Here is a 20,868-nt window from a genome sequence, read left to right as displayed (position 1 = left end):
TCCTTTTATTGTATTGATGCTTTAAGTACATCATAACCAATATGAACAACTGCCTGTCTGATATCCTTAATATCAGTAACAGTTTCATCAAATGTAAGTTTCGCTTTGCTGGCATTGAAGAGGACTCTGACACTATCCTGATCAACACCAGGAACACTTTTAAGTGCTCCTGTGATTTTCTGCATGCATGTTGGGCATGCAAGTGTTTCTAACTGTAAGACTGCTTTTTTCATATTCATCGACTTCCTTTCTGACTTTAGTTTACTTGAAGATCTTTTAATTAATAATTGATTTCTATCAAGTTTGTGATGTTTTAATAAACGCATTGCATTAAGAATAACGACCAAGATACTTGCTTCATGCACAAACATACCTATCGCCATATTCATAAAATCACTCGCAAAGATACTTGTGAGAAGAACCACAACAACCATTAAAGCTATAACAATATTTTCAATCATATTAAGGGTTGTTCTTCTAGCTAGAGAGAGGGCATAAGGGATTTTATGGAAATCAGAATGCATAATAACAACATTTGATGTTTCAATAGCGACATCTGTACCATTGCCCATGGCAATACCAATATCAGCAGAAGCGAGTGATGGACTATCGTTGATGCCATCTCCAACAAAGGCTACAATCTCTCCTCTATCTTGATATTTTCTTACAAAATATGCTTTGTCTTCTGGCATGAGATTACCATAGGCTTTACTCAATCCTAAATCCTTGTTGATAAGATCTACTGTTGTCTGGTTATCACCAGAAAGAAGAATAAGATTTTTAACACCCAACTTCTTTAGTGCCTGTAAGTCTTCTTTAACGCCTGTACGTAGCTGATCACGAATGCCTAATACAAGAGCAACCTGCCCATCTATAGCCATTATGACAATTGACTGACCATCTTCTTCCATTGTTTTAAGATCTTGTTCAACAACATCTGTTATATTTACATGAGATTGATAAAGTAAATAACGATTACCAATAAGAATATCATGAGCATCAACACTTGCTTGAATACCACTTCCAGAAATAACTTGAGTGGATGATACGGGTAGCGTTAAAACGTCTTGATAATATTTGACAATGGCTTTCGCAAGGGGATGACTGGATTCTTTCTCAATACTGATAAGATAACGATTTATAAGATGATGATCTTGTTGATAATAATGTGTGGTAATGACTTCTGGATTGCCATAAGTCAAAGTTCCCGTTTTATCAAAAAGAATACTGTCAACATGGCTGAATTTAGAAATCACATCACTACCTTTAAACAAGATACCATGATGCGCTCCATTCCCTATTCCTGAAACATGGGAGACGGGCACGCCAATCACAAGCGCCCCAGGACAACCTAGGACTAAGATGGTAATCGCTAAAGAGATACTTTGAGTAAAGATAAAGACAAGAAGGGATAATACAAGAATTGCAGGTGTATAATATTTCGCAAAACGATCAATAAATCGTTCCATTGATGACTTGGAATCTTGTGCTTCTTCTACTAAAGCAATGATTTTACCAAAAGTACTATCCTCACCTACTTTTTCTGCTTCTATCTGAATTGTTCCATCTTCAAGTATAGTTCCTGCAAAAACATCATCATTGATAGCCTTACTGATGGCTAAAGGTTCACCGGTAATACTTGCTTCATTGACACTGCCATGGCCATAGATGACCTTTCCATCTACGGGAATCTTGTCCCCTGTTTTCACAAGAAGACGATCAGCTTTTCTCACTTCATCGATGTCTACTTCTTCAAAGTTACCTTCTTCATTTTGACGCAAAGCGACACTTGGCGTAAGGGCAACAAGATTCTGAATAGCCGAACGTGTCTTTGTTAATGTCTTTTGTTCTAGATAAGCTCCAAAGAGGAAAAGAAAAGCAACAATTGCAGATTCTTCAAATTCTTGAATGACAAAAGCTCCTAGTATCGCTATGGTGACAAGTAAATCAATACTGATAACCTTCACTTTTAATACTGATATAGCCTGCATGAGAATTGGAAAACCACCAATAAGTGATGCCAACAACAATAATAAATCAGCAAGCTGTTTATTTTTAAAGAACCATTGTATCATTAAAGCAAGCAACACTAATAACCCTGTAATAAATGTAATGTTCTGACGATTTTTTAATAACCATTTTTGCATGATATCAACCTCCTTTGATGGCTTTAGTATAGCGAGGAAGATGTTATAAATAATTGATGGATATCAAGATTATGAAAAATATTTAAAAATAGCATAGTACGCAAAAGGCATAATCTCCTGTTAGAAGATTATGCCTTTGAAGAGTTTCTTGAACTGGAATTTTAAATTCCAGTTCAGGATATGATGTCAGGAAGTAAGTCCTACAAGCGAAATTTCAATACCAAAGATCAATAAACTGAAAGTTATAATCAAATGTTTTAGATTTACATTTGTCCATTGTGTTAATTAATATGTTCTATACGTCTTCTCTAGACATTTTCAATTAACCACTGTCCTCTCCATGCGCCCTGATGCAATTCCTCTACTTCTACATAGCCAAGGTTATTTTCTATATGTATGACTTTATTTGGTTTCCATCTATTAACAAATCTTACATATGCATCAAATTTCTCTATTTTCCATTGTGCACTCCAATATGTTTCAGGAATATTCCCATGTTCTAAATAATCCTTTTGATTCTCTATATGTAAATATTCACCAGTAGACACATTTTGAACGATGAAATACTCACCTTTAGGAATAAGTTTCCATTTTTGTCTCTTCTTTTCATCAGTTGTTAATAATACTTTATCAGAATTTTCTTCAATATAAAGCGCTTCGCTTGTTTCTCGATTTACCAAGGATCGTGTTGGTAAACTATAACCATCTTTACGCTTATATACTCTAAAGTAATCAATTGACCACTCTTTTGGATAGACATTGTTAGCCTTTCCTGAGCCAGCATCAGTATAAATATTCAATATAGTTCCCATTGGATAGTCGGGTGCTTGATTTAATTCCTTATAAAGTTCACCATCAAAATAGAACTTTAATGATCCTGGTGACCAATCCAGTCCGTATGTGTGATATTGCTCAGTCAGATCACTTGCAGGTGCTTGCTCTTCTTGTATAAACCAATTTGTTGTTTGAAAGAATGGATCATTCCACCCGAATGTAGCTAGTCGCCATGTATTAGGCTTACTGAAGAATGTTTCAATTATATCAATTTCTCCAGTTTGTTTAGAATCAAACCAGTTATTGGTGTCATTTTGCATTCCGACCATCCACCATGCTTGATGTCCACCACCACTAACATTCGAAAATTTTGCTCTTATCTCAAAATAACCATATGTAGTTACGTAGCCTGTCCATTCCTTCTGATTGCTTTTAAGAGTGCTACTACCACTAAAATTATGAATCCAGTTCTTATTAAAGCTCATTATCGCACTTGAGCGGACAGTTCCATCAAGTTCTGGTGCCCAAGGTTTTTGATCTTTGTCAATATATTCCACTAACTTCCCATCTTCCAATCTTATATTACCTTTAGCATTTTGTGGATTCGAAGTCCAATGAGGCAAATAATAATCTGTCCACTTTGTTCTATCTAATGTATCACCTTCGAATTCGTCGTGAAAATCAAGATAGTAACCGTCTTTAATTGGAATGATTTCTTCTGCTTTTACAATGGGATTCATATGTATTAATGAAATTACAGTCAATACTATAATGGTTATTTCATAAGCTTTACCTATTTCAATTCAGGCCAGTATTGCTTATTCGCTTCATAAAGTTCATCAAGAACTTTCTTACCAATATTATAATTAGGTATTGTTTTATTCAACATGACAGCTTCTATAGCTGCTTGATAACTACCTGTGAGGGCTGCTTCAACAGTCTTTTTTTCATAAGCTTTTTGCATTTCCATTAAGCCTTTTTGGAACGTTGGGATTTCACCGACATTAATAGTCTCAGCACCATGACTGCCTATATAGGCTGGTATTTCTACAACGGCATTCACGTCAAAGTTAGAGATAGCGCCATGGTTCATCATGTTGACCGTGAAACGCTCATGTGTGTTATGAATGATGGCATAAGCGATATCAACAATATAATTACCATGAACGCCAGCATGTAATGATGAGTCTTTGGCACTCTTTTGAGCAATCACTCTACGGCATTCTTCATAAATACGTTTCTCTCTACCTTGCATAACATAGTCACCACGAGTAAATGTTATATCATCTTCTTTGACCATGTCGTCTGGCGTCAAATAATACTGTAAATAGCAATTAGGGAAATATTCTGGGAAGCGTTTAAAGAGTTGAATCATACGTTTATAGGTATCAATCCAGTATTGATCCTCCGTTGTTTCTTCATTAGAAATGAGCAACGTATCAATCTTACCTGTTAGTACATCTTCACGTAATTGTGGTAATAAGTCCTGTCCATTTTCATCATATACAGCACTCCACCATCCAAAATGATTCAAGCCAAAATATTTAAAAGTTAAATCATGTATATCTTTGTTGAAATACTTTGCGATTGCCCCTTCAATAGAGACTGGCATATCACAAATACAAAGCACTTTCGCATCAGGAAATTCATGATAAATAGCTTCCGATAAGATAGCTTCAGGATTGGTATAATTGAGGATCCAAGCATCAGGACAAATTTCCTGTGCTTTAGCGACAATTTCCAATACAGCTGGAATAACACGCATCGCAAAAGAGAATCCCCCTAATCCACATGTCTCTTGACCTACAACACCATTTCTTAAACAAATCTTTTCATCGATTGCACGTTGCTTATTAAGACCTGGACGTATCTGCATGAAGAGGAAGTTGGCATCTTTTAAAGCTTCTTCAATATCTGTGGTATAAGAAACATGAACGGGTGAACCTGTTTCTCCATAGTACATCTTTGTATACTGGCCTAAAAGCGATACACGTTCTTCATCATTGTCATATAGTACTAAATCTGTTAAATTCAGTTCTTTTGCACGTTGTCTTAAAACTTCTAAAATACCTGGTGATTGTGTGGAACCACCACCTACCATTACAAATTTATTACCCATATTATTCACCTTTCAAATAATCTTCAACAGCTTCTCTTACCTCTGTTACACCTAAACCAATGACAATTTGAATATGTTTTCCTTTATCAACAATACCTGATGACTTCACTTTCTTCTTTAAGATATCCATATTCACTTTATTCTCATCTTTGACATCTACCCTCAGTCTCGTATAACAATTCATAATATTACTGATATTCTCTTTACCACCTAATCCTTCAACAATATTAATCACTTGTGCTCGATCTACATTTGTAGATGATGAAGTCTTTTCTTCAATGACTTGATCATCATCCATATTTTCTCTACCCAGTGTTGGAATATTTAATTTTACAATTAAATAACGGAAGACAAAATATTCCATAACAGCAGTAATCACAAAGACAATTGGAATAAAGTATTGTTTACCAAGAGCAGCTGGGAAGGCAAAGCTATTAATAATCATATTAATACCTGTATCAAACTGTATAGAAATACCAAATAAATTCGTTATCAACAAGCTTAAACCATAAACAACAGCATGTGCTAACCAAAGAATAGGAGATAGGAATAGGAAGAGGAATTCTAATGGTTCTGTTACACCAGCCATAAATGCTGTTACAACAGTTGGAATTAATATGCCAGCCACTTTTTTACGATTTTGTGGTTTAGCTGTTTTCCACATCGCAAAGGCGATACCAATTGGTAAAGAAATAGAGCCAAAGTTTGCAAGATAGCCAATAGAAGGATGCATGCTTGTAATCGAACCTGCATGGCCTAACTCAGCTAACCAGATATTATAGGCACCATTATAGACATGGCCTGCTATATGGGCTGTACCACCTAATGGTGTATAGAAGAGTGGCATCCATAAGAAATGATGTAAGCCTAAAGGTAATAGTAGGCGATTGAGGAAGCCATAGAAGAAGAAACCAATTGATCCCGTTGTCGTTGTCGTCTTAACAATCGCTTCAACAAGCTTATTCACAACAGGCCAGATATAAGTAGCAGCAATGGCAAGAATAATTGTCACAAAGATTAAGATAATATAAACTGACTTTGTTCCTTCATAAGGTGCTAAGTACTTGTGAAGCTTAATATCACCAAACTTATTCACCATCACACCAACAAGACAGCCAATCATAATACCTAAGAAGACACCCATATCAACAACCTGTAAGCCGAGGATTGTTCCCTGTCCTGTACCATAGAGACCAAACTCACCTGCTTTCGCAAGACGATGTGTGAGTGTCAGCCAAGAATTATTTGCGAACAAGAAGATCATAAATGTCACAATACCTAGTATGGCTGCATCAGTCTTATACTTAGGCTTTGCAAGTGCCGCAGCAATACCAACCGCAAAGATCACACTTAGCTGACCAATCATCCCTCCCGATAAGATATTGAAGATAAAATTACCAATATCTTTTGTAAATTGTGGCATAAATTCAAGTTTTAAGATTGCACAAATAGAAAGAACGATACCTGTTACAGCCATAAACATTACCGGCTGAATAATAGCTTTAGAGAATATACTTGCGGATTTCATGAATTTTTCTTTCATACTTTTTCTCCTGAAATAGTGCCATAGTGACACATTTGTATTTGATACTTATTAAAGAGTTGTGCAACATCTTCATCACACAACAATGAGACTTCTTTTATTCTTGCGATATTAAATGATGATTGAAAATAAAGCGTTTCATCAACATATGCAGGATGGACCATGAGTTCTGTCACACCCTCTCCTATCTTCTTTAAAACAGCTTCAATTTCATTTAGACATGCATTTTGATCACTTTTAAAACTATGACTGATATCACGTATGTGAGGATAATTACAAAGATCTAATAATCCTTTTACATTTTTCTGATAAGGTAGCTGGAGGTTGTCTTCTAGCAAATTAACATTGCGAAAAGGTAAACCGTATTTTTGTGCTATTCTTAATGTAATCTCATAGTTTTCTTTAAAGGCATGTAAGTGATGATGGCTATCAAGATGTGTAAGTTTGACATCATGTGCAAGTAAATAATCAATTTGTGTACACCACTCTTCATAGATTTCTTCATCATCCATTTTACTTCTATTAAGTTGGTAATTTTTTAGGTTATAGAATCGACCTTGCTGACTAATGGTTTGACCTTGTGTTAAACTATAACCACAGGTTAATGTGAGATGGGCACCTACCCCCAAGCCTGGATGACTTTTGCATAGCGTAATTGCATGATCACAGCCTGGCATATTGGCCATAAGGGTTGTTGAGGTTAGTATTCCATCTTCATAGGCTTTGATAATGCCAGCATTCACAGCTGGTGAATAGCCAAAGTCGTCAGCATTAATTATGACGCTTTTCATTTTCTTACTCCCTCTGTTATATTCTGTTTAGTATATGTACATTTACTTCACAAGCAAAGTATAGTATACTTTTGGAAGCGTATACAATAGTTTGCGTTGCTATTGGAAGTGCTTGCGTTTCTTGAAAATATTTTCAGGAGGTGACTCGATATGTCCACTATTTATCACTTTGATCGTCTTTTTCCCAATAATACTTTTTATCCCGAAGACGAAATCACAATCAACAAGATCTTCACAATGATTCAGAATGGAGAAAATCTTGATATCAGGAATATTGCTGAAAAGAATTACACATCCATTTCCTCAATAAGCCGTCTTGTGAAAAGAACAGGTTTGAAGAACTATAAAGAATTCATCTATTATCTTCAACAGATTGTTAAAAACAAAACAGATCATCAACTAAGTGAATTACCTTTTGCCACAACAACAAGCAATTGGGAAGATATTGGACAACAATTACAAACAGCTTTCAAAGAAAAGAAAGTCTTTCTCTTTGGTGAAGGCTTTTGTCAGTTTCTTGTCAGTTACACATATCGTAAGTTATTACTTAAAAGAATCTATGCGGTTGATCTTAATGGTGTAGAAATTAGCACAGTCTCTGATGAAACACCCTATACATTAATTACCTTCTCACATTCAGGAGAAAATAAGCGTGGGCTTATTAAGATGCATGAATGTAAGCAATATGGAGGCAAAGTTATTGCGATTACTGCCGCAAGCAATAGCAGTTATCAAAAAGAAAGTGATTATTGTATTATTGTTGACAGCAACTCTAATACAACTGACTATGAAAACAAATATCTTAATTACTTCTTTGGTAACACACTAAATCTCATGGAATATTTGATTGATAATTATGTGGAAGATGATCTAAAAACAGGCAAACATGAATAAAACACCCAGAGGCTTATTCTCCTGGGTATTTTATATAGCTTAAATTATATCACGAACAATCCATTGTATTCATTCTCTATTTTAATAGCTGAAGATTGACCTACTTTTTCTAATAATTGTTGGGATACAAGCTTATTTTATAATCTTATGCATGTAGACTTATTAACATGTAGTTCCTTTTCACTCTCTATTCATCTCACCATGGATACTCAATATTTTAACGCACTAACTGTTTTCAAAAATGATTTTACAGATTTTTTCATCTTCAACGTTAAAGGCTTGAAATAAAGTATATACATTGTTTATACTACTTTTGAAGAAAGGAATGATTTGTATGGAACAAAAAATCACTAAATGGGGAAACAGCTTAGCAGTTCGTCTCCCAAAACATTTATGCGATGACTTGGATCTTTCAAATGGTAGTACTGTTGATATTCGCAAGAGTGATGACGGACTGTCGATTATTATTACAGCTAAGAAAGAAAGGAAGACAATCGACGAGCTTTTTGAAGGTTATGATGGGCCAAAACTTAAGGAAGTGGATTTTGGAGAACCAGAAGGAAGAGAGGTGTGGTAGCTGATGGGCAATATTCCCAATCAAGGTGACATTATTAAAATTAACTTTAACCCAACCTTAGGGCATGAACAAAGAGGTTTTAGACCAGCCCTTGTGGTCAGTAATATAGAATATAATAGATATACACAATTTGCGATTCTATGCCCCATTACTAATTCTACTGGTAAATATCCTCTTAATGTAGATTTAGATAATCGAACACAAACGACTGGTACCATACTCTGCAGTCAAATAATAGCTCTCGACTTATCAGCAAGAGAATGGTCATACGTTGAAACACTACCAGCATACTTATTAAAAAAAGTAAAAAATATAATTTTAGCTGAAATCGAATAAACTTCATTAAAAAAGACAGATAGATTTTCCTATTCTATCTGTCTTTTCTATGTGAATTCTTTGCAATTGTTATACTTAACTCGTTCACATATGTATTTAAGATAACATTGACATGTAATTTTATCATATGATTTCTTGCTGAAATGAAATCACCTAGGCATTTCTTTTATTCTTGAAAAGCAATATTGTTGACAGAAACACCAAAAATTTAAACAATGCAGTCGCTAAATAATACTATTTATAAATTATAGCGCACATAGGAATTAAGATAGATATATGCATAGTCTTCTATTTATTTCAAAAATTTGATTAGTATCTAATTGTTCTCAAAATATGAATTGATACGAGACAATTGAAACAGACTCAAATTAGATGTATTTCATTATGAACGAAACTAGAGTATATGCAGTTATGCATATCTCTATTTTAACTTATACTTGATAGCTGAAGATTGACCTATTTTTTCTACTAATTGTTGGGATATGAGCTTATTTAATAGTCTTATGCACTTAGATTTATTAACATGTAGTTCCTTTTCAATCTCTTCTCTACGCATTTCACCATGAATACTCAATATATTGTAGATTCTTAATTCATCTTTAGTTAAGTTTATTTCTTTCAAGATAGGTAAAGTGATACTGATTGTACTTGGCGTTAGTATGAACTCTGGTTTCATCAACGAATCATTATAGAGTGCTTTAATTCTTCTTATGCCAGTACCAAAAGACTCAATATAACGTAGTCTAAAGAAAATATTCCCTATTTTAGGATTTCTCAATACAGATATATTGCCATTTTCATAAGCTTCTTCACTTAAACCATTTGGAGAAGTTATTGTAATATATTCAGGATGCATCGCAATATTTATATGTGCATTGTTATCATATGATCTGTGTACTATTGCATTCGCAAGTGCCTCTCTAAATGCTTTTTGAGGAATAAGATATTTACGTTCTCTTGTCATTCCATTAATAATCTCTTGTGAATAATATAATGAAAAGACTTCTTCTGTCTTCTCAAATAATGTAAGCAATGAGGCATGTTCAAAGGTTCTACGATCCAGGACGACATCTTCGCTCTCACCAAATCTCATAATATCAATACCCTTACAATCATTCTTATCCGCAAAGAGCTCAGCACACTTATTATAGCCTTTGTGATAGTCATAAAGACCTAATGTAATAAGTGTATCCTTATTGAAATCTTTAATACCTAATTGTTTTTGAAAATATGATTCTAGTACATGAAAAGTAAGATCCTGATTTTGTGCTTGTAAATCTTCATAATTTACATTCATTCCCTCTAGAATTAATCGATTAAGTTCTATACGATCAATTTCTATTGTGGAACTATCCTTTCGACAATAAGCTTTGTTCTTATAATAATAGGGCTTATCTAGACCTTCTTCGACAGTTAAAATTATTAAGTGTTTATCATGATCTTGCGTAAGTCTATAAGAAGGGTGCGGTGTGATATTGTCATTAATTGAATTTTCGATATTAAGACATAATTGATCTAAGTCATTAATACCTACTATGACTCCATCATCATTTACACCAAATATAATTCTACCCGTGCCATAATTCGCATATGCACTAACTGTTTTCAAAAATGATTTTGTGAGTGTTTCTTTATATTCTAATGTCTTATTTTCTCGTTCCATACTCTAGGCCCTCAACTATTCATATTATAATCCCGTTGCATCTCGTTTGCAACGTGATACGTTCTCGTTGCACTTTTTTATGATACGAGATTAGTTCTCGTTGCATTTTAGGCATAATACAGCATTTTAATCCCCATTATATCCATAAGACCCTAAATATCTCACATTTCATATATATGCATTTGATGTATTCTATGCTTTAAATATATTATTCTATCTTTTTATGACTTATTCGATAGGGCTCGTTGCATCTTGTTTGCAACGAGATATATTCTCGTTGCACTTTTTATGTTACGAGATTGTTTTAATGTATCATTTTATGACGGTTTCTTATCGACTCCATTTTTCTACATACTGTCAACTGTGTCTCATTCAGCAGGTCTTGTTAAAGAAATGGAATGCCTCTATGCTAGAGGATTTGGTGATATTGTGAGTTAATCACAACATATAATGGAATTCCTAGTTTCTGCAAAATATCTACTGCTTCCATTTTAATATGCGTTTCTATATTCGCACTGACTGTTGAATCTTTTATGACAATCACCTCCTTTTCTTCATTTGTAATACAGCTTTAAAAACAAGACTTTCATTTTTGCATACTACTTACATTCAACTTTTAAAGACTAGATACCCTATTTACTTGTACAAAAAAGGCAGATAGATGTCTTGTATTCCATCTGCCCTTTGATTTCATGAAAAGTCTTTGTTTTTTGTCATGATATGTAAAGATCACACATAGACTTCTAATGATAGCTGTTATCAGAAAGCTTATGATTCGATTTCTTTTAGAAGCTGAATCACCTGTATCATTTCTTTCATACCTGATCAACAACAATGTTTACACAATTACCAAAGGTGACAAAAGCCCAAATAACATTGCCAATATATTTATTGTCGTAGCTAAAATAAGCATTACCATAATTCATTATTCTTTAATGGTCGTTCATTTCCTGCCAAATATACATCTTGTCAGCTACTACTTGTACATACAATTTAGATTCTGAGTTTGAAGCTTTTAAGTAATGTGCTGATGATAAATCAGTTAATTCTTTCACATTATACTCTTTTGGTACATCTGAGCTAGGATACATTTGATCAACGATATTGCCTTTTTTGAATTTTGTTGGTGTATCTGTGTTGAGTTCATACACACAATAACGTGTTTGGACTTTTTTGTTGTGATAGAAAAGAAAACGATAGTCTTGGATTTCTTCAATGGAATAGAGTTGTTTATTGACTTGAGGAAGTTTGATTGAGAAATCTTTTTCAAATGTACTAATAGGGATGTTATTCTTGACTGTTGTGACTGGTGTTGTTCCTTGTTGAATTCCACCAACAACTGTGGCAATACACAATACGATTACTGCTATTACAGCAACAATGACAATAATCTTCACTTTCTTATTCATTTTTCGTTCTCCATTCTTATATAGAATTACTGTATCATAAAAAACTATAAAGATGTACTAAGCAAACACAAAATCACAAAAACAAATACTATCCAAGCATATATTTTCTGCTTTCTTGTTCCTTCAAAGAGTTTTGGTTTTCCAAAAATAAATGTTATGGGCTTTCCAAATTTACATTCAAATAATACAACAACTGCAATAATAGCTGCTATAACAACATGTGCTTCATCAAATGTAAAATGAGATAATATATTTGACATGAACATTTAATTCCTTCCTACTTCTTACTTTACTATAAAATACTTCATCAAAAATAATTTATTTGATACGATATTTATCAAAGACCTTATGTGTATCAAGATGAATCTCTTTGAAGAATAAAAAAGGCAATTCTAAACAGGAACTGCCTGAGTTATTTTTCTTTGCTCTCATAGAGAACTTACATTCAATCTTCCATTATTTTATATGTTCTTTAAGCTTTATAAGCAAAATGTTTGATGTAAAATATAGGTTTATTGTTCCAATTGCCTCAAAAAATCTTCTATTATTACCAGAATAATAGTCATGATAAGGGAGTTTATATGACAATATCACACATATGCATCCTACTACAACTGCAATAAGAAAACTAATAATACGATTTTTTGTTGAAACCACTCCAAATGAATTATTTCTTTCATATATTATCAACGCCAACGATGATAATAATACCAATGGTGACAAAGGGCCAAATAACATTGCAAGAATACTAAGCGCCATAATTATAACGATTATTACCATAATTCAATATACCCACTATTAGGAACAATATCTACAGAATCAAACTTTTTTGCTAAAAAAGTACCTGGATCTAGATATGTATCTATTATCGATACCACAAATGAACCTATCCACTTCCCTAATGTTTTGGCTCCAACCCTAGTCAATACACTCACTATTTTAGAAGAAAGATGTTTCTTAACCCACTTCTTTGCTCCTTGTTTTCCTAACTTCTTCACGAGTTCACCTATGGATCCAACTCCCGTTGCTATCAAAGTAGCTGTTATTACAATATTCAAAGCACTTCCCAAAGCACCTACGGAAATAAGTCTCGTAGCTTTTTTCTTTCCCTTTGCTTTGTATTTTATCATGCTATCTTGTTTAACTAAATAATCATTTCCTAAAATCATTTTCAGCTCATTTATAAATTCCTCTTTACTTACTCCTTGCTTATCCAAAGAAGATTCTTGCCTTTCATATTCTTTTTCTAAAAGAATATTGTAAAGATCTCGTTCTTTTTCATTCATTTTGGTCATGTCATACTGATGTTTAGCTATATCCAATCCCTTATAAGTAGTAAGTTCATTGTTTGTTAGAACAATTCTATCAATTTCACTTTTATTACTTTCATATGCATAAATTCTGCTTATTTCCTTAAAGCCTACAACACTTATAGATAAAACAAAAGCAAGAATGCTTGCAATAAATTTTCTCAATTTTATGTGCATTTTTTTGTTCTCCTTTTCTTTAATTCATATTTTAACCAGTTCAATGGCTTAAGTGGTGAACAATAAATTTTTGTACCCTTGAAGATTATTTATAACCTAGTTATTCGAATCACCCCATAAGTTCAAACAATGAAAACTTCTCTAATGTATAATTTCTTATTAAGAAATCAATCTTTAATAAAGACATTGAAGATTTTTTACAGCTGCTTTTGAATGCCTGTACTTAAGCAGTAACTATAGTAGCAATAAATGTTATATGACATGTAGCAAAAACTGATTCTCATTTGCTTTATCATCATTCATATTTCTTATGATTAATGTACTCTTCAAAATAAGAGCTTGTTGTAAATTGACAAAATAATTATATTAGTTATCTTTTACTTAGTAAACTACTATATTTAGAAAGCAATACGACTAGGTTTCAATGATTTATTAATAAACACTAATTCCGCTCAAGCAAATTTTTAAACCCTTGTTTGAAACATATGCCTTTTTGATATTAGTTGCTATATAGCTTGAACTAAAAGTACTTGCTACACAGGCAGCAATTGCTCCAACAGGTCCTACCGTTGCTCCAATTGCTATCATTGCACCAACAATAGCAATTGGTCCTATCGTAATAGCCTTCTTGAAATATTTTCTTACTTCTTTTTTATTTAATAATATACTCCCATTTTTCACTTTGACTCTTGCTGGCTTTCTTATGCATTCTACAGTAGAGTTAACGTTTGACTCATCAATTAACTGTTTTATAAATTTTTGATCAGATTCATTAAATTCATATTTCTCCATCATTAACTGAATATCTTGTTTACACTTCATCTTCCCATCAACAAGATAGAATTCTTTTATAAATCCAGTTTCAATAAATACATTATTATATTGCTCTAAAACTGCACTTATAGTGGAAGAATTACCTATAAATCCACGAGCCTCAACATTTCGGATGTTACTGACACTACATATCAAAAGCATAAAAATACAAAGAAAAGTTTTCCTCACAATAATCTTTCTCCTTTCCAGAATCAATTATAGTGATACCTCTTCTATTTTTTCATTCCATTGTCTGAATTGTCATTTTCAATGTTTAAATTGTAAAACGATATAGTCATTAGATTGTAGAATAGAAGCAAATGCTGTTTTAAAAAAATTTCTTCCTTTCCGACAAGAATAGCATTCTAGAATAATATCTTGCCCTTCTTCAACATTAATTGTCAAAGTCCTACTTCTACACCAGTCTATCATGAGAAACATCTCATATTTGCCTGAAGGAAGATTTATTTCAATTGATGCATTATTTTTGATTTTCCCGTATACGTTGTCATTGATATAAATCGTATATTTTCTAAATCTATCCACAAAGCTTTTTTCTCTTTTTAAAATAATCATTTACTACCTCTTCAATAATATATTTATGCAAAACATATTATTCTTTTGTTCTAATGTCATATTACCATCATATAGATCTACAACTGATCTTATGATTGATAACCCATAGCCATGATTTATCTTATCCTCTTTTGATGTTGGCATAGATTGGTTGTATTGAAATGATGATGCTATTGGGTTTGCAATTGAGATGACCAAGAATTCTTTATGTTCAACAATGACACAATGAATATATTTCTCAAGAAATTCATGACTGTTTAAATATTCAATCGCATTATCTACTAAATTCGTAATGAGAATATTACAATGTAGGTCATCTATAAATATCTTTCTTGAACAATTACATTTTATTCGAAATTGAATATGCTTATTATTTCTGACTTTTTCATTGAAAATAGCATTTATTATAGGATGCTCAGAGAATTGCAAGTGTGAATCATTTTCATTTAATTTTCCCACTAACTGACCAAGATATTTATTTGCTTCCACTTGATCTTCATTATTTAATAGATAGGATAATGTAAGAAGATTATTCTTGATATCATGCTTGTATTTTTGTAATTCTTCATAATACTGTTCTTTTTCTAACAGGCTTTTTAGCTTATACTCGTTGAGTTTATATTGCTCATTAAGCTTCTCATTTTCAATTCTTGCTTTTATATTGTCTTTAAAAAATGTGAATATGACAAAAAACAACCAAAGCAATATACCTGTAAAATAAGTATAGATTAATAGTACTGGTATAGCATTATTGAAATAAGACTGAGCCAGTAATAGGCATAATCCTGTAATGAGCGCTATTGTCGTTAATAAAATTCTATTTTTACCATCAGTTTTATTATCAGTGAAAAACTTTAAGTTTAGGATTGTTGTAATAGAAAGCAAAATAATGACTTCATAAATAATATTGGCATATTGGTTTAATTGAAAAACATCATCAATAGTGAAAGGAATGCCTGTTGTAACAGCTATAATAGTTTGACAAATCACTCCTATAAACATATAGATTGCCAAGTAAACTAAATAAACATAGATATCCTTGATATGCTTATTATGTAATTCTGTCTTATTCAAATATACATTAATCATTAATACCAATAATTGAATAATGATATTGGGTACTTTCATGATATGAAGTAATAATGCTATGAAATAAATAAAGATAAGTTTTTCTTGTTTATAATAACGATCCAGAAAGAAACAGATGAAGAAGTAAGGAATAAGTATGTCGCAGATTGATAATAAAAAATATAATCCATATCTCATCATTGATAGATCCTTTGTCCTAATACATAATTTGTAAATATTCTATCAAATTCTTTCACTCTTTCCCTACTTATATATTCCTTATGATCCGTATGTTCTAAAGTAATACATCCTTTTTTCGTATGAGATACATATCTCAAATTTACAATGCTCCCCCTGTTAGGTGATACGAATTGTGGATGATTTAATTTTTGAATAATGCTCCCTAAAGTCTCTTGATAGATTTGAAATACTTCTAAATGCGTAATGAGTTGAATCTTTCTATCTTCACTATACACGCAAATAATGTCATTGAAATAGAAGCGATGAAGCCCTTGATTTGTTTTTAAGATTAATCCCTTATTTTTTCCCATGTATGTTAGGCAATCTGCCATAATTGGTGCTAGCTCTTTATCCATTTCCTCTTTAACAATAAACGCAAATACATTCATACCAAAAGCATCTCGCATATATTTTTCTTTTGATGTGACAAAGATAACTACTGGAGGATGATCTATATTGCGTAATCTACGCGCTATATCTATTCCATTTTCATCAGGCATATCAACGTCTAGAAAAACAATGTCATAATTTTCTTTGGAAAGCGTTTTTAGAAAGACTGTTGATTGGTTGAATGATGAAAGATGATATTCAATATGTTTTTCAAATAGGATGTTTGATAGCTTTTGATCAAGTATTTTTAAAAACACAATTTCATCATCTACTAATGCAAATTTATACATTGTTTGAAGCTCCAATTATCAATAAAAAAAAGTATATTCAGTAATATGATCGTATCATATTATGAATATACTTTTCAATATGCACTATTTTTCTGTTGGTTTCATAGCTGGGAAGAGAATGACTTCACGGATTGTATCCTGACCAGTCAACAACATGACAAGTCTATCAATACCCATGCCCATACCACCTGTTGGTGGAAGACCGTATTCGAGTGCTTCTACATAGTCTGTATCCATTTCGTTAGCTTCATCGTTACCGAGTTCTTTTTCTTTGAGCTGGTTTTCGAATCTTTCACGCTGATCGATTGGGTCATTTAATTCTGAGAAGGCATTCGCATATTCATTACCACAAATGAATAATTCAAATCTAAGAGTGAATCTTGGATCTTCAGGGTTCTTCTTTGCGAGTGGTGAGATTTCAATTGGATGACCATAAACAAATGTTGGTTCTACAAATGTTTCTTCGCAATACTTTTCAAAGAAGGCATTCACAATATGACCATAGGCGAAGTGTGGTTCTACTTCGATATCATGTTCTTCTGCTAACTTCTTAGCATCTTCAAAGCTCATATCAGCTGCAAAGTCAATGCCAGTCTGTTCCTTGATAGCTTCTACCATAGAAATTCTCTTATAGCCTGGTGCTAATGAGAACTTATGTCCCTTATATTCGATATCATATGTGCCATTAACATCCATTGCTGCCTGGGCAACGATACCTTCTGTTAAATCCATCATGCCTTCTAAGTCAGAGAATGCTTTGTAGACTTCAATAGAAGTGAATTCAGGGTTATGTGTCTTATCCATACCTTCATTTCTAAACTGTCTACCGATTTCATAAACGGCATCCATGCCACCAACAATTAATCTCTTAAGATTTAATTCTGTTGCGATTCTTAAATAGAAATCTTTATCTAAGGCATTGAAATGTGTGATGAATGGTTTTGCAGAAGCACCACCTAGAATAGAGTTCATCATTGGTGTTTCAACTTCTGTATAACCTAAGTTATCTAAGTAATGCTGGATGGAACGAATGACTTTTGGTCTTGTGAAAGCGACTTTACGTGCTTCTTCGTTCATGATTAAGTCTAGGTATCTTCTTCTGAATCTTTCTTCTGTATCTGTTAAGCCATGGAATTTTTCTGGAAGTGGTCTTAAGGCTTTTGTGAGGTGTGTGTACTTTTCTACACGGATTGTAAGCTCACCTGTGTCTGTTTCCATAAGTACGCCTTCTACACCGATGATGTCACCTAAGTCACCACGTTTTACGATTTCATAAACGTCGTCACCGACAACATCTTTTCTTACATATAACTGGATCTTTCCAAATTTATCGTTGATATCCATGAAGGCAACCTTACCTTTACGACGTCTCAACATAATACGTCCAGCTAATTGTACATGAATATTTTTTTCTTCTAATTCTTCTTTAGTACAGTTACCATACTGTTCTCTAATATCTTTTGTATTGTCTTTGACATCAAATGCCTGTCCGAATGGATCAATACCCATGTCTCTTAATTCTTGCATCTTCTGTCTTCTAACTTGCTCTTGTTGAGTGAGTTTTACTTTTGCCATAATTTTCTCCTTTTCTCCAATATAAAAACTCTCATCCAAGGGACGAGAGTTAATCGTGGTACCACCCTAATTCATCATATCACTATGATCTCATTAAACCTTAACGCGGTCACACGTTATTCTATCACTTACGATCCAAAATACAGCTCCTAGTCTTTATTCATCTTACGCAACATTACTTCCTTGCACCAACCGAAAGCTCTCTAGAATGTGACTATAAGACTACTCGTCTATTCATTGCCTTTGCGAGTGTTATTATATTCATTTTGTCTTGATATTGTCAAGGTTTTTGCGTATTTATGATGGCATAATAGACAAGATCATGATATCCATCATCCAACATAATACCATCTACAGCCTTTCCTTCATATTTCATGCCAATTTTCTCCATTACACGACCGGAAGCAACATTCTCTTTAGTATATGATGCATAGATTCTATGGGCCCCTACTTCATTAAACATATAATCAACAACAGCCTTTGCCCCTTCGCTGACAATGCCTTTGTTCCACCAACGTGAACCAATTGAATATCCTAGTTCACAACATGACAAGAAGGGATTGACGTTAAAACAACCAATTGAACCAATCACTTCTCCCTCATATTCAATCACCCAGCCAAAGAAATATGGATCATTATATTTCTTTAAGTGCTCATCAATGAAATGCTTTGTATCCTCCAAAGTCTTACAATCAAACCAAGCAATATATTTCTGTACAGCTTGATCACAACCATAATTCTCATAATAAGGTTTTATATCACTTTCTACAAAACGTCTCAACAACAAGCGTTCTGTCTTAATCGCATGTGTGCCTATTTCCTTCATCATATCTTATTCTTCTTTCGTAAATAGCGATAAAAGCCAATACATATTGCTAGCTGCAAGACACCACCTGCTGGTGCTGCTAAGCCCATTGGGAATAATGTCTTAGGATAATAGATGGAAGCTAGATAAGCTCCTGGTACACGTAATGTAATTATTGAAGCAACATTATGAATAAAGGATACAATCGAATATCCTGAGGCAACAAAGAAACCACTAAAGCAGAAATGCATACTGGCAATCGCACAGTCAAAGACATAGGAATGCATATAGCCTGTCGCCAGTTGAACAACTTGTGCATCATGGGTAAATAATGCAATCACTGGTTCTGAGATAAACTGGAAACTAATAGCGAATATTAAACCAATGGATGTTGAAATTGCCATTGATGTAAAGAGTGTTTTGCGTGCCAATGGTTTCTTGCCTGCCCCAATAGCTTGTGATGAGATTGTAGAAACTGTTTGCATCATTGTTGATGGGACAAGGAAGAGGAATGAAATAATCTTCTCAACAATACCTACTGCAGCACTTATTTCCACTCCACGACTATTCGCAATAATGGTAATAATGAGAAAAGCAACCTGAATAAAGCCATCCTGTAAACTTACAGGAATACCTATTTTAAGTATAGATGTGATGATTTCTTTTTCAAACTTCAGTGAGGAGAATGTGAGCTGAATGAGTTTCTTTGTCATAATTGTCACAATCGCAACAACAACACTTAGCCCCTGAGCAATAACAGTTGCTAGTGCTGCTCCTGATGCATGCATATGAAGTGTACCAATAAAATAATAGTCTAAGACAATATTCACTACACATGCCACGGCAATAAAATACATAGGACTCTTAGAGTCACCCATACCTCTAAAGATAGAAGAAATGACATTATAGGCAATAATGAAAGGTATGCCGACAAAACATATCTTTAGATAATTTGATGTTTCAATAATGGCTTCTTTGGGTGTTGACATGATTGTCACTATTGGTGATACAAGAAGTAATAATAATGCTGTAAGAAGAGCTGCAATGATCACAAAGAGAGTGATGGTATTGCCAATTGTTTTGGCAACATTTTCTTTGTCATGTGCGCCAACATAACGGCCAATCATCACAGCTCCCCCTGTTGCAATGCCTACCAACATGACAGTGATCATATGCATAACCTGTGAACCTATCGAAACACCGGAAATAACACTTGCGCCATCAAATTGACCAACTATGAATAAGTCAGCCATTCCATAGAGTGTTTGTAGAAAATAAGAAAGCAGGAATGGTAATGAGAATATGACAATATTCTTCATTAAACTGCCTTCAGTTAGATCTTTTTGCATAATAATTCCCCCATATAATGGT

At 33.3% G+C, this 20,868-nt stretch carries 19 protein-coding genes and 1 other annotated feature; of the genes, 3 read left to right on the top strand and 16 right to left on the bottom strand.

Features of this window, described 5'->3' with window-relative positions; translation table 11 throughout:
- Positions 1-5: 5 nt before the first annotated feature.
- From FYJ79_RS04330 to FYJ79_RS04310, 5 genes are all read right to left on the bottom strand, one after another.
- Positions 6-2,147: a heavy metal translocating P-type ATPase gene (locus tag FYJ79_RS04330; protein ID WP_195837015.1), complete on the bottom strand. Its 2,142-nt coding sequence runs from the start codon at positions 2,145-2,147 to the stop codon at positions 6-8.
- 308 nt (positions 2,148-2,455) lie between these two features.
- A complete protein-coding gene (locus FYJ79_RS04325) occupies positions 2,456-3,661 on the bottom strand; it encodes a glycoside hydrolase family 16 protein (RefSeq protein WP_154514824.1) in 1,206 nt (401 codons plus the stop codon).
- Between the two features lie 53 nt (positions 3,662-3,714).
- A complete protein-coding gene (locus tag FYJ79_RS04320; protein ID WP_154514822.1) occupies positions 3,715-5,040 on the bottom strand; it encodes a family 4 glycosyl hydrolase in 1,326 nt (441 codons plus the stop codon).
- 1 nt (position 5,041) lies between these two features.
- A complete protein-coding gene (locus FYJ79_RS04315) occupies positions 5,042-6,583 on the bottom strand; it encodes a PTS transporter subunit EIIC (RefSeq protein WP_154514820.1) in 1,542 nt (513 codons plus the stop codon).
- Positions 6,580-7,374: a carbohydrate deacetylase gene (locus FYJ79_RS04310; protein WP_154514818.1), complete on the bottom strand. Its 795-nt coding sequence runs from the start codon at positions 7,372-7,374 to the stop codon at positions 6,580-6,582. Before FYJ79_RS04310 ends, FYJ79_RS04315 begins: the two co-directional genes overlap by 4 nt.
- Before the next feature lie 150 nt (positions 7,375-7,524).
- On the opposite strand from FYJ79_RS04310, the gene FYJ79_RS04305 reads away from it, so the two are divergent.
- The 3 genes from FYJ79_RS04305 to FYJ79_RS04295 all read left to right on the top strand — a co-directional run bounded on the left by FYJ79_RS04305 (position 7,525) and on the right by FYJ79_RS04295 (position 9,181).
- Complete coding sequence (locus FYJ79_RS04305) at positions 7,525-8,268, top strand: MurR/RpiR family transcriptional regulator (protein WP_154514816.1); 744 nt, start codon at positions 7,525-7,527, stop codon at positions 8,266-8,268.
- Positions 8,269-8,602: 334 nt separating this feature from the next.
- Positions 8,603-8,845, top strand: a complete 243-nt coding sequence (locus tag FYJ79_RS04300) for an AbrB/MazE/SpoVT family DNA-binding domain-containing protein (protein ID WP_229771314.1) — start codon at positions 8,603-8,605, stop codon at positions 8,843-8,845.
- A gap of 3 nt (positions 8,846-8,848) precedes the next feature.
- Positions 8,849-9,181: a type II toxin-antitoxin system PemK/MazF family toxin gene (locus tag FYJ79_RS04295; protein WP_154514812.1), complete on the top strand. Its 333-nt coding sequence runs from the start codon at positions 8,849-8,851 to the stop codon at positions 9,179-9,181.
- A 421-nt stretch (positions 9,182-9,602) separates the two neighbouring features.
- On the opposite strand, the gene FYJ79_RS04290 is transcribed toward FYJ79_RS04295, so the two are convergent.
- The 11 genes from FYJ79_RS04290 to FYJ79_RS04240 all read right to left on the bottom strand — a co-directional run bounded on the left by FYJ79_RS04290 (position 9,603) and on the right by FYJ79_RS04240 (position 20,846).
- On the bottom strand, positions 9,603-10,844 hold the full coding sequence (locus tag FYJ79_RS04290; protein WP_154514810.1) for an RNA-binding domain-containing protein: 1,242 nt from the start codon (positions 10,842-10,844) through the stop codon (positions 9,603-9,605).
- A 932-nt stretch (positions 10,845-11,776) separates the two neighbouring features.
- Complete coding sequence (locus tag FYJ79_RS04285; protein WP_154514808.1) at positions 11,777-12,253, bottom strand: hypothetical protein; 477 nt, start codon at positions 12,251-12,253, stop codon at positions 11,777-11,779.
- Positions 12,254-12,297: 44 nt separating this feature from the next.
- Entirely contained in the window at positions 12,298-12,513 is a 216-nt protein-coding gene (locus tag FYJ79_RS04280; RefSeq protein WP_154514806.1) for a hypothetical protein, read from the bottom strand.
- Positions 12,514-13,026: 513 nt separating this feature from the next.
- The gene (locus FYJ79_RS04275) at positions 13,027-13,740 is read right to left on the bottom strand and encodes a hypothetical protein (RefSeq protein ID WP_154514804.1); all 714 of its coding nucleotides are present in this window, start codon (positions 13,738-13,740) and stop codon (positions 13,027-13,029) included.
- A gap of 432 nt (positions 13,741-14,172) precedes the next feature.
- On the bottom strand, positions 14,173-14,742 hold the full coding sequence (locus FYJ79_RS04270) for a hypothetical protein (protein WP_154514802.1): 570 nt from the start codon (positions 14,740-14,742) through the stop codon (positions 14,173-14,175).
- A gap of 78 nt (positions 14,743-14,820) precedes the next feature.
- Positions 14,821-15,129, bottom strand: a complete 309-nt coding sequence (locus FYJ79_RS04265; RefSeq protein ID WP_154514799.1) for a hypothetical protein — start codon at positions 15,127-15,129, stop codon at positions 14,821-14,823.
- Positions 15,130-15,132: 3 nt separating this feature from the next.
- A complete protein-coding gene (locus FYJ79_RS04260; RefSeq protein ID WP_195837014.1) occupies positions 15,133-16,203 on the bottom strand; it encodes a sensor histidine kinase in 1,071 nt (356 codons plus the stop codon).
- A 191-nt stretch (positions 16,204-16,394) separates the two neighbouring features.
- Complete coding sequence (locus FYJ79_RS04255) at positions 16,395-17,117, bottom strand: LytR/AlgR family response regulator transcription factor (RefSeq protein WP_154514795.1); 723 nt, start codon at positions 17,115-17,117, stop codon at positions 16,395-16,397.
- Positions 17,118-17,201: 84 nt separating this feature from the next.
- Positions 17,202-18,692 (bottom strand): lysine--tRNA ligase, encoded by a 1,491-nt coding sequence (lysS, locus tag FYJ79_RS04250; protein ID WP_154514793.1) that lies wholly within the window; start codon positions 18,690-18,692, stop codon positions 17,202-17,204.
- Positions 18,693-18,727: 35 nt separating this feature from the next.
- Positions 18,728-18,939, bottom strand: a binding site (T-box leader).
- A 33-nt stretch (positions 18,940-18,972) separates the two neighbouring features.
- Positions 18,973-19,521, bottom strand: a complete 549-nt coding sequence (locus FYJ79_RS04245) for a GNAT family N-acetyltransferase (protein WP_154514791.1) — start codon at positions 19,519-19,521, stop codon at positions 18,973-18,975.
- Positions 19,518-20,846 carry an MATE family efflux transporter gene (locus tag FYJ79_RS04240; protein WP_154514789.1) on the bottom strand — a complete coding sequence of 443 codons (1,329 nt, stop codon included), beginning with the start codon at positions 20,844-20,846 and terminating at the stop codon, positions 19,518-19,520. Before FYJ79_RS04240 ends, FYJ79_RS04245 begins: the two co-directional genes overlap by 4 nt.
- Positions 20,847-20,868: the final 22 nt, after the last annotated feature.

Origin of the sequence: Sharpea porci, from assembly GCF_009695655.1 — a bacterium.
Classification (GTDB): Bacteria; Bacillota_I; Bacilli_A; order Erysipelotrichales; family Coprobacillaceae; genus Sharpea; species Sharpea porci.
This window is presented reverse-complemented; position numbering and strand designations above follow the sequence as displayed.

Coding starts and splice junctions, on each gene's coding strand:
- FYJ79_RS04295 (WP_154514812.1), top strand. CDS start 8,849: ATGGGCAATATTCCCAATCAAGGTGACATTATTAAAATTAACTTTAAC.
- FYJ79_RS04290 (WP_154514810.1), bottom strand. CDS start 10,844: ATGGAACGAGAAAATAAGACATTAGAATATAAAGAAACACTCACAAAA.
- FYJ79_RS04265 (WP_154514799.1), bottom strand. CDS start 15,129: ATGATTATTTTAAAAAGAGAAAAAAGCTTTGTGGATAGATTTAGAAAA.
- FYJ79_RS04300 (WP_229771314.1), top strand. CDS start 8,603: ATGGAACAAAAAATCACTAAATGGGGAAACAGCTTAGCAGTTCGTCTC.
- FYJ79_RS04330 (WP_195837015.1), bottom strand. CDS start 2,147: ATGCAAAAATGGTTATTAAAAAATCGTCAGAACATTACATTTATTACA.
- FYJ79_RS04285 (WP_154514808.1), bottom strand. CDS start 12,253: ATGAATAAGAAAGTGAAGATTATTGTCATTGTTGCTGTAATAGCAGTA.
- FYJ79_RS04315 (WP_154514820.1), bottom strand. CDS start 6,583: ATGAAAGAAAAATTCATGAAATCCGCAAGTATATTCTCTAAAGCTATT.
- FYJ79_RS04320 (WP_154514822.1), bottom strand. CDS start 5,040: ATGGGTAATAAATTTGTAATGGTAGGTGGTGGTTCCACACAATCACCA.
- FYJ79_RS04255 (WP_154514795.1), bottom strand. CDS start 17,117: ATGTATAAATTTGCATTAGTAGATGATGAAATTGTGTTTTTAAAAATA.
- lysS (WP_154514793.1), bottom strand. CDS start 18,692: ATGGCAAAAGTAAAACTCACTCAACAAGAGCAAGTTAGAAGACAGAAG.
- FYJ79_RS04280 (WP_154514806.1), bottom strand. CDS start 12,513: ATGTCAAATATATTATCTCATTTTACATTTGATGAAGCACATGTTGTT.
- FYJ79_RS04245 (WP_154514791.1), bottom strand. CDS start 19,521: ATGATGAAGGAAATAGGCACACATGCGATTAAGACAGAACGCTTGTTG.
- FYJ79_RS04305 (WP_154514816.1), top strand. CDS start 7,525: ATGTCCACTATTTATCACTTTGATCGTCTTTTTCCCAATAATACTTTT.
- FYJ79_RS04240 (WP_154514789.1), bottom strand. CDS start 20,846: ATGCAAAAAGATCTAACTGAAGGCAGTTTAATGAAGAATATTGTCATA.
- FYJ79_RS04325 (WP_154514824.1), bottom strand. CDS start 3,661: ATGAATCCCATTGTAAAAGCAGAAGAAATCATTCCAATTAAAGACGGT.
- FYJ79_RS04310 (WP_154514818.1), bottom strand. CDS start 7,374: ATGAAAAGCGTCATAATTAATGCTGACGACTTTGGCTATTCACCAGCT.
- FYJ79_RS04275 (WP_154514804.1), bottom strand. CDS start 13,740: ATGCACATAAAATTGAGAAAATTTATTGCAAGCATTCTTGCTTTTGTT.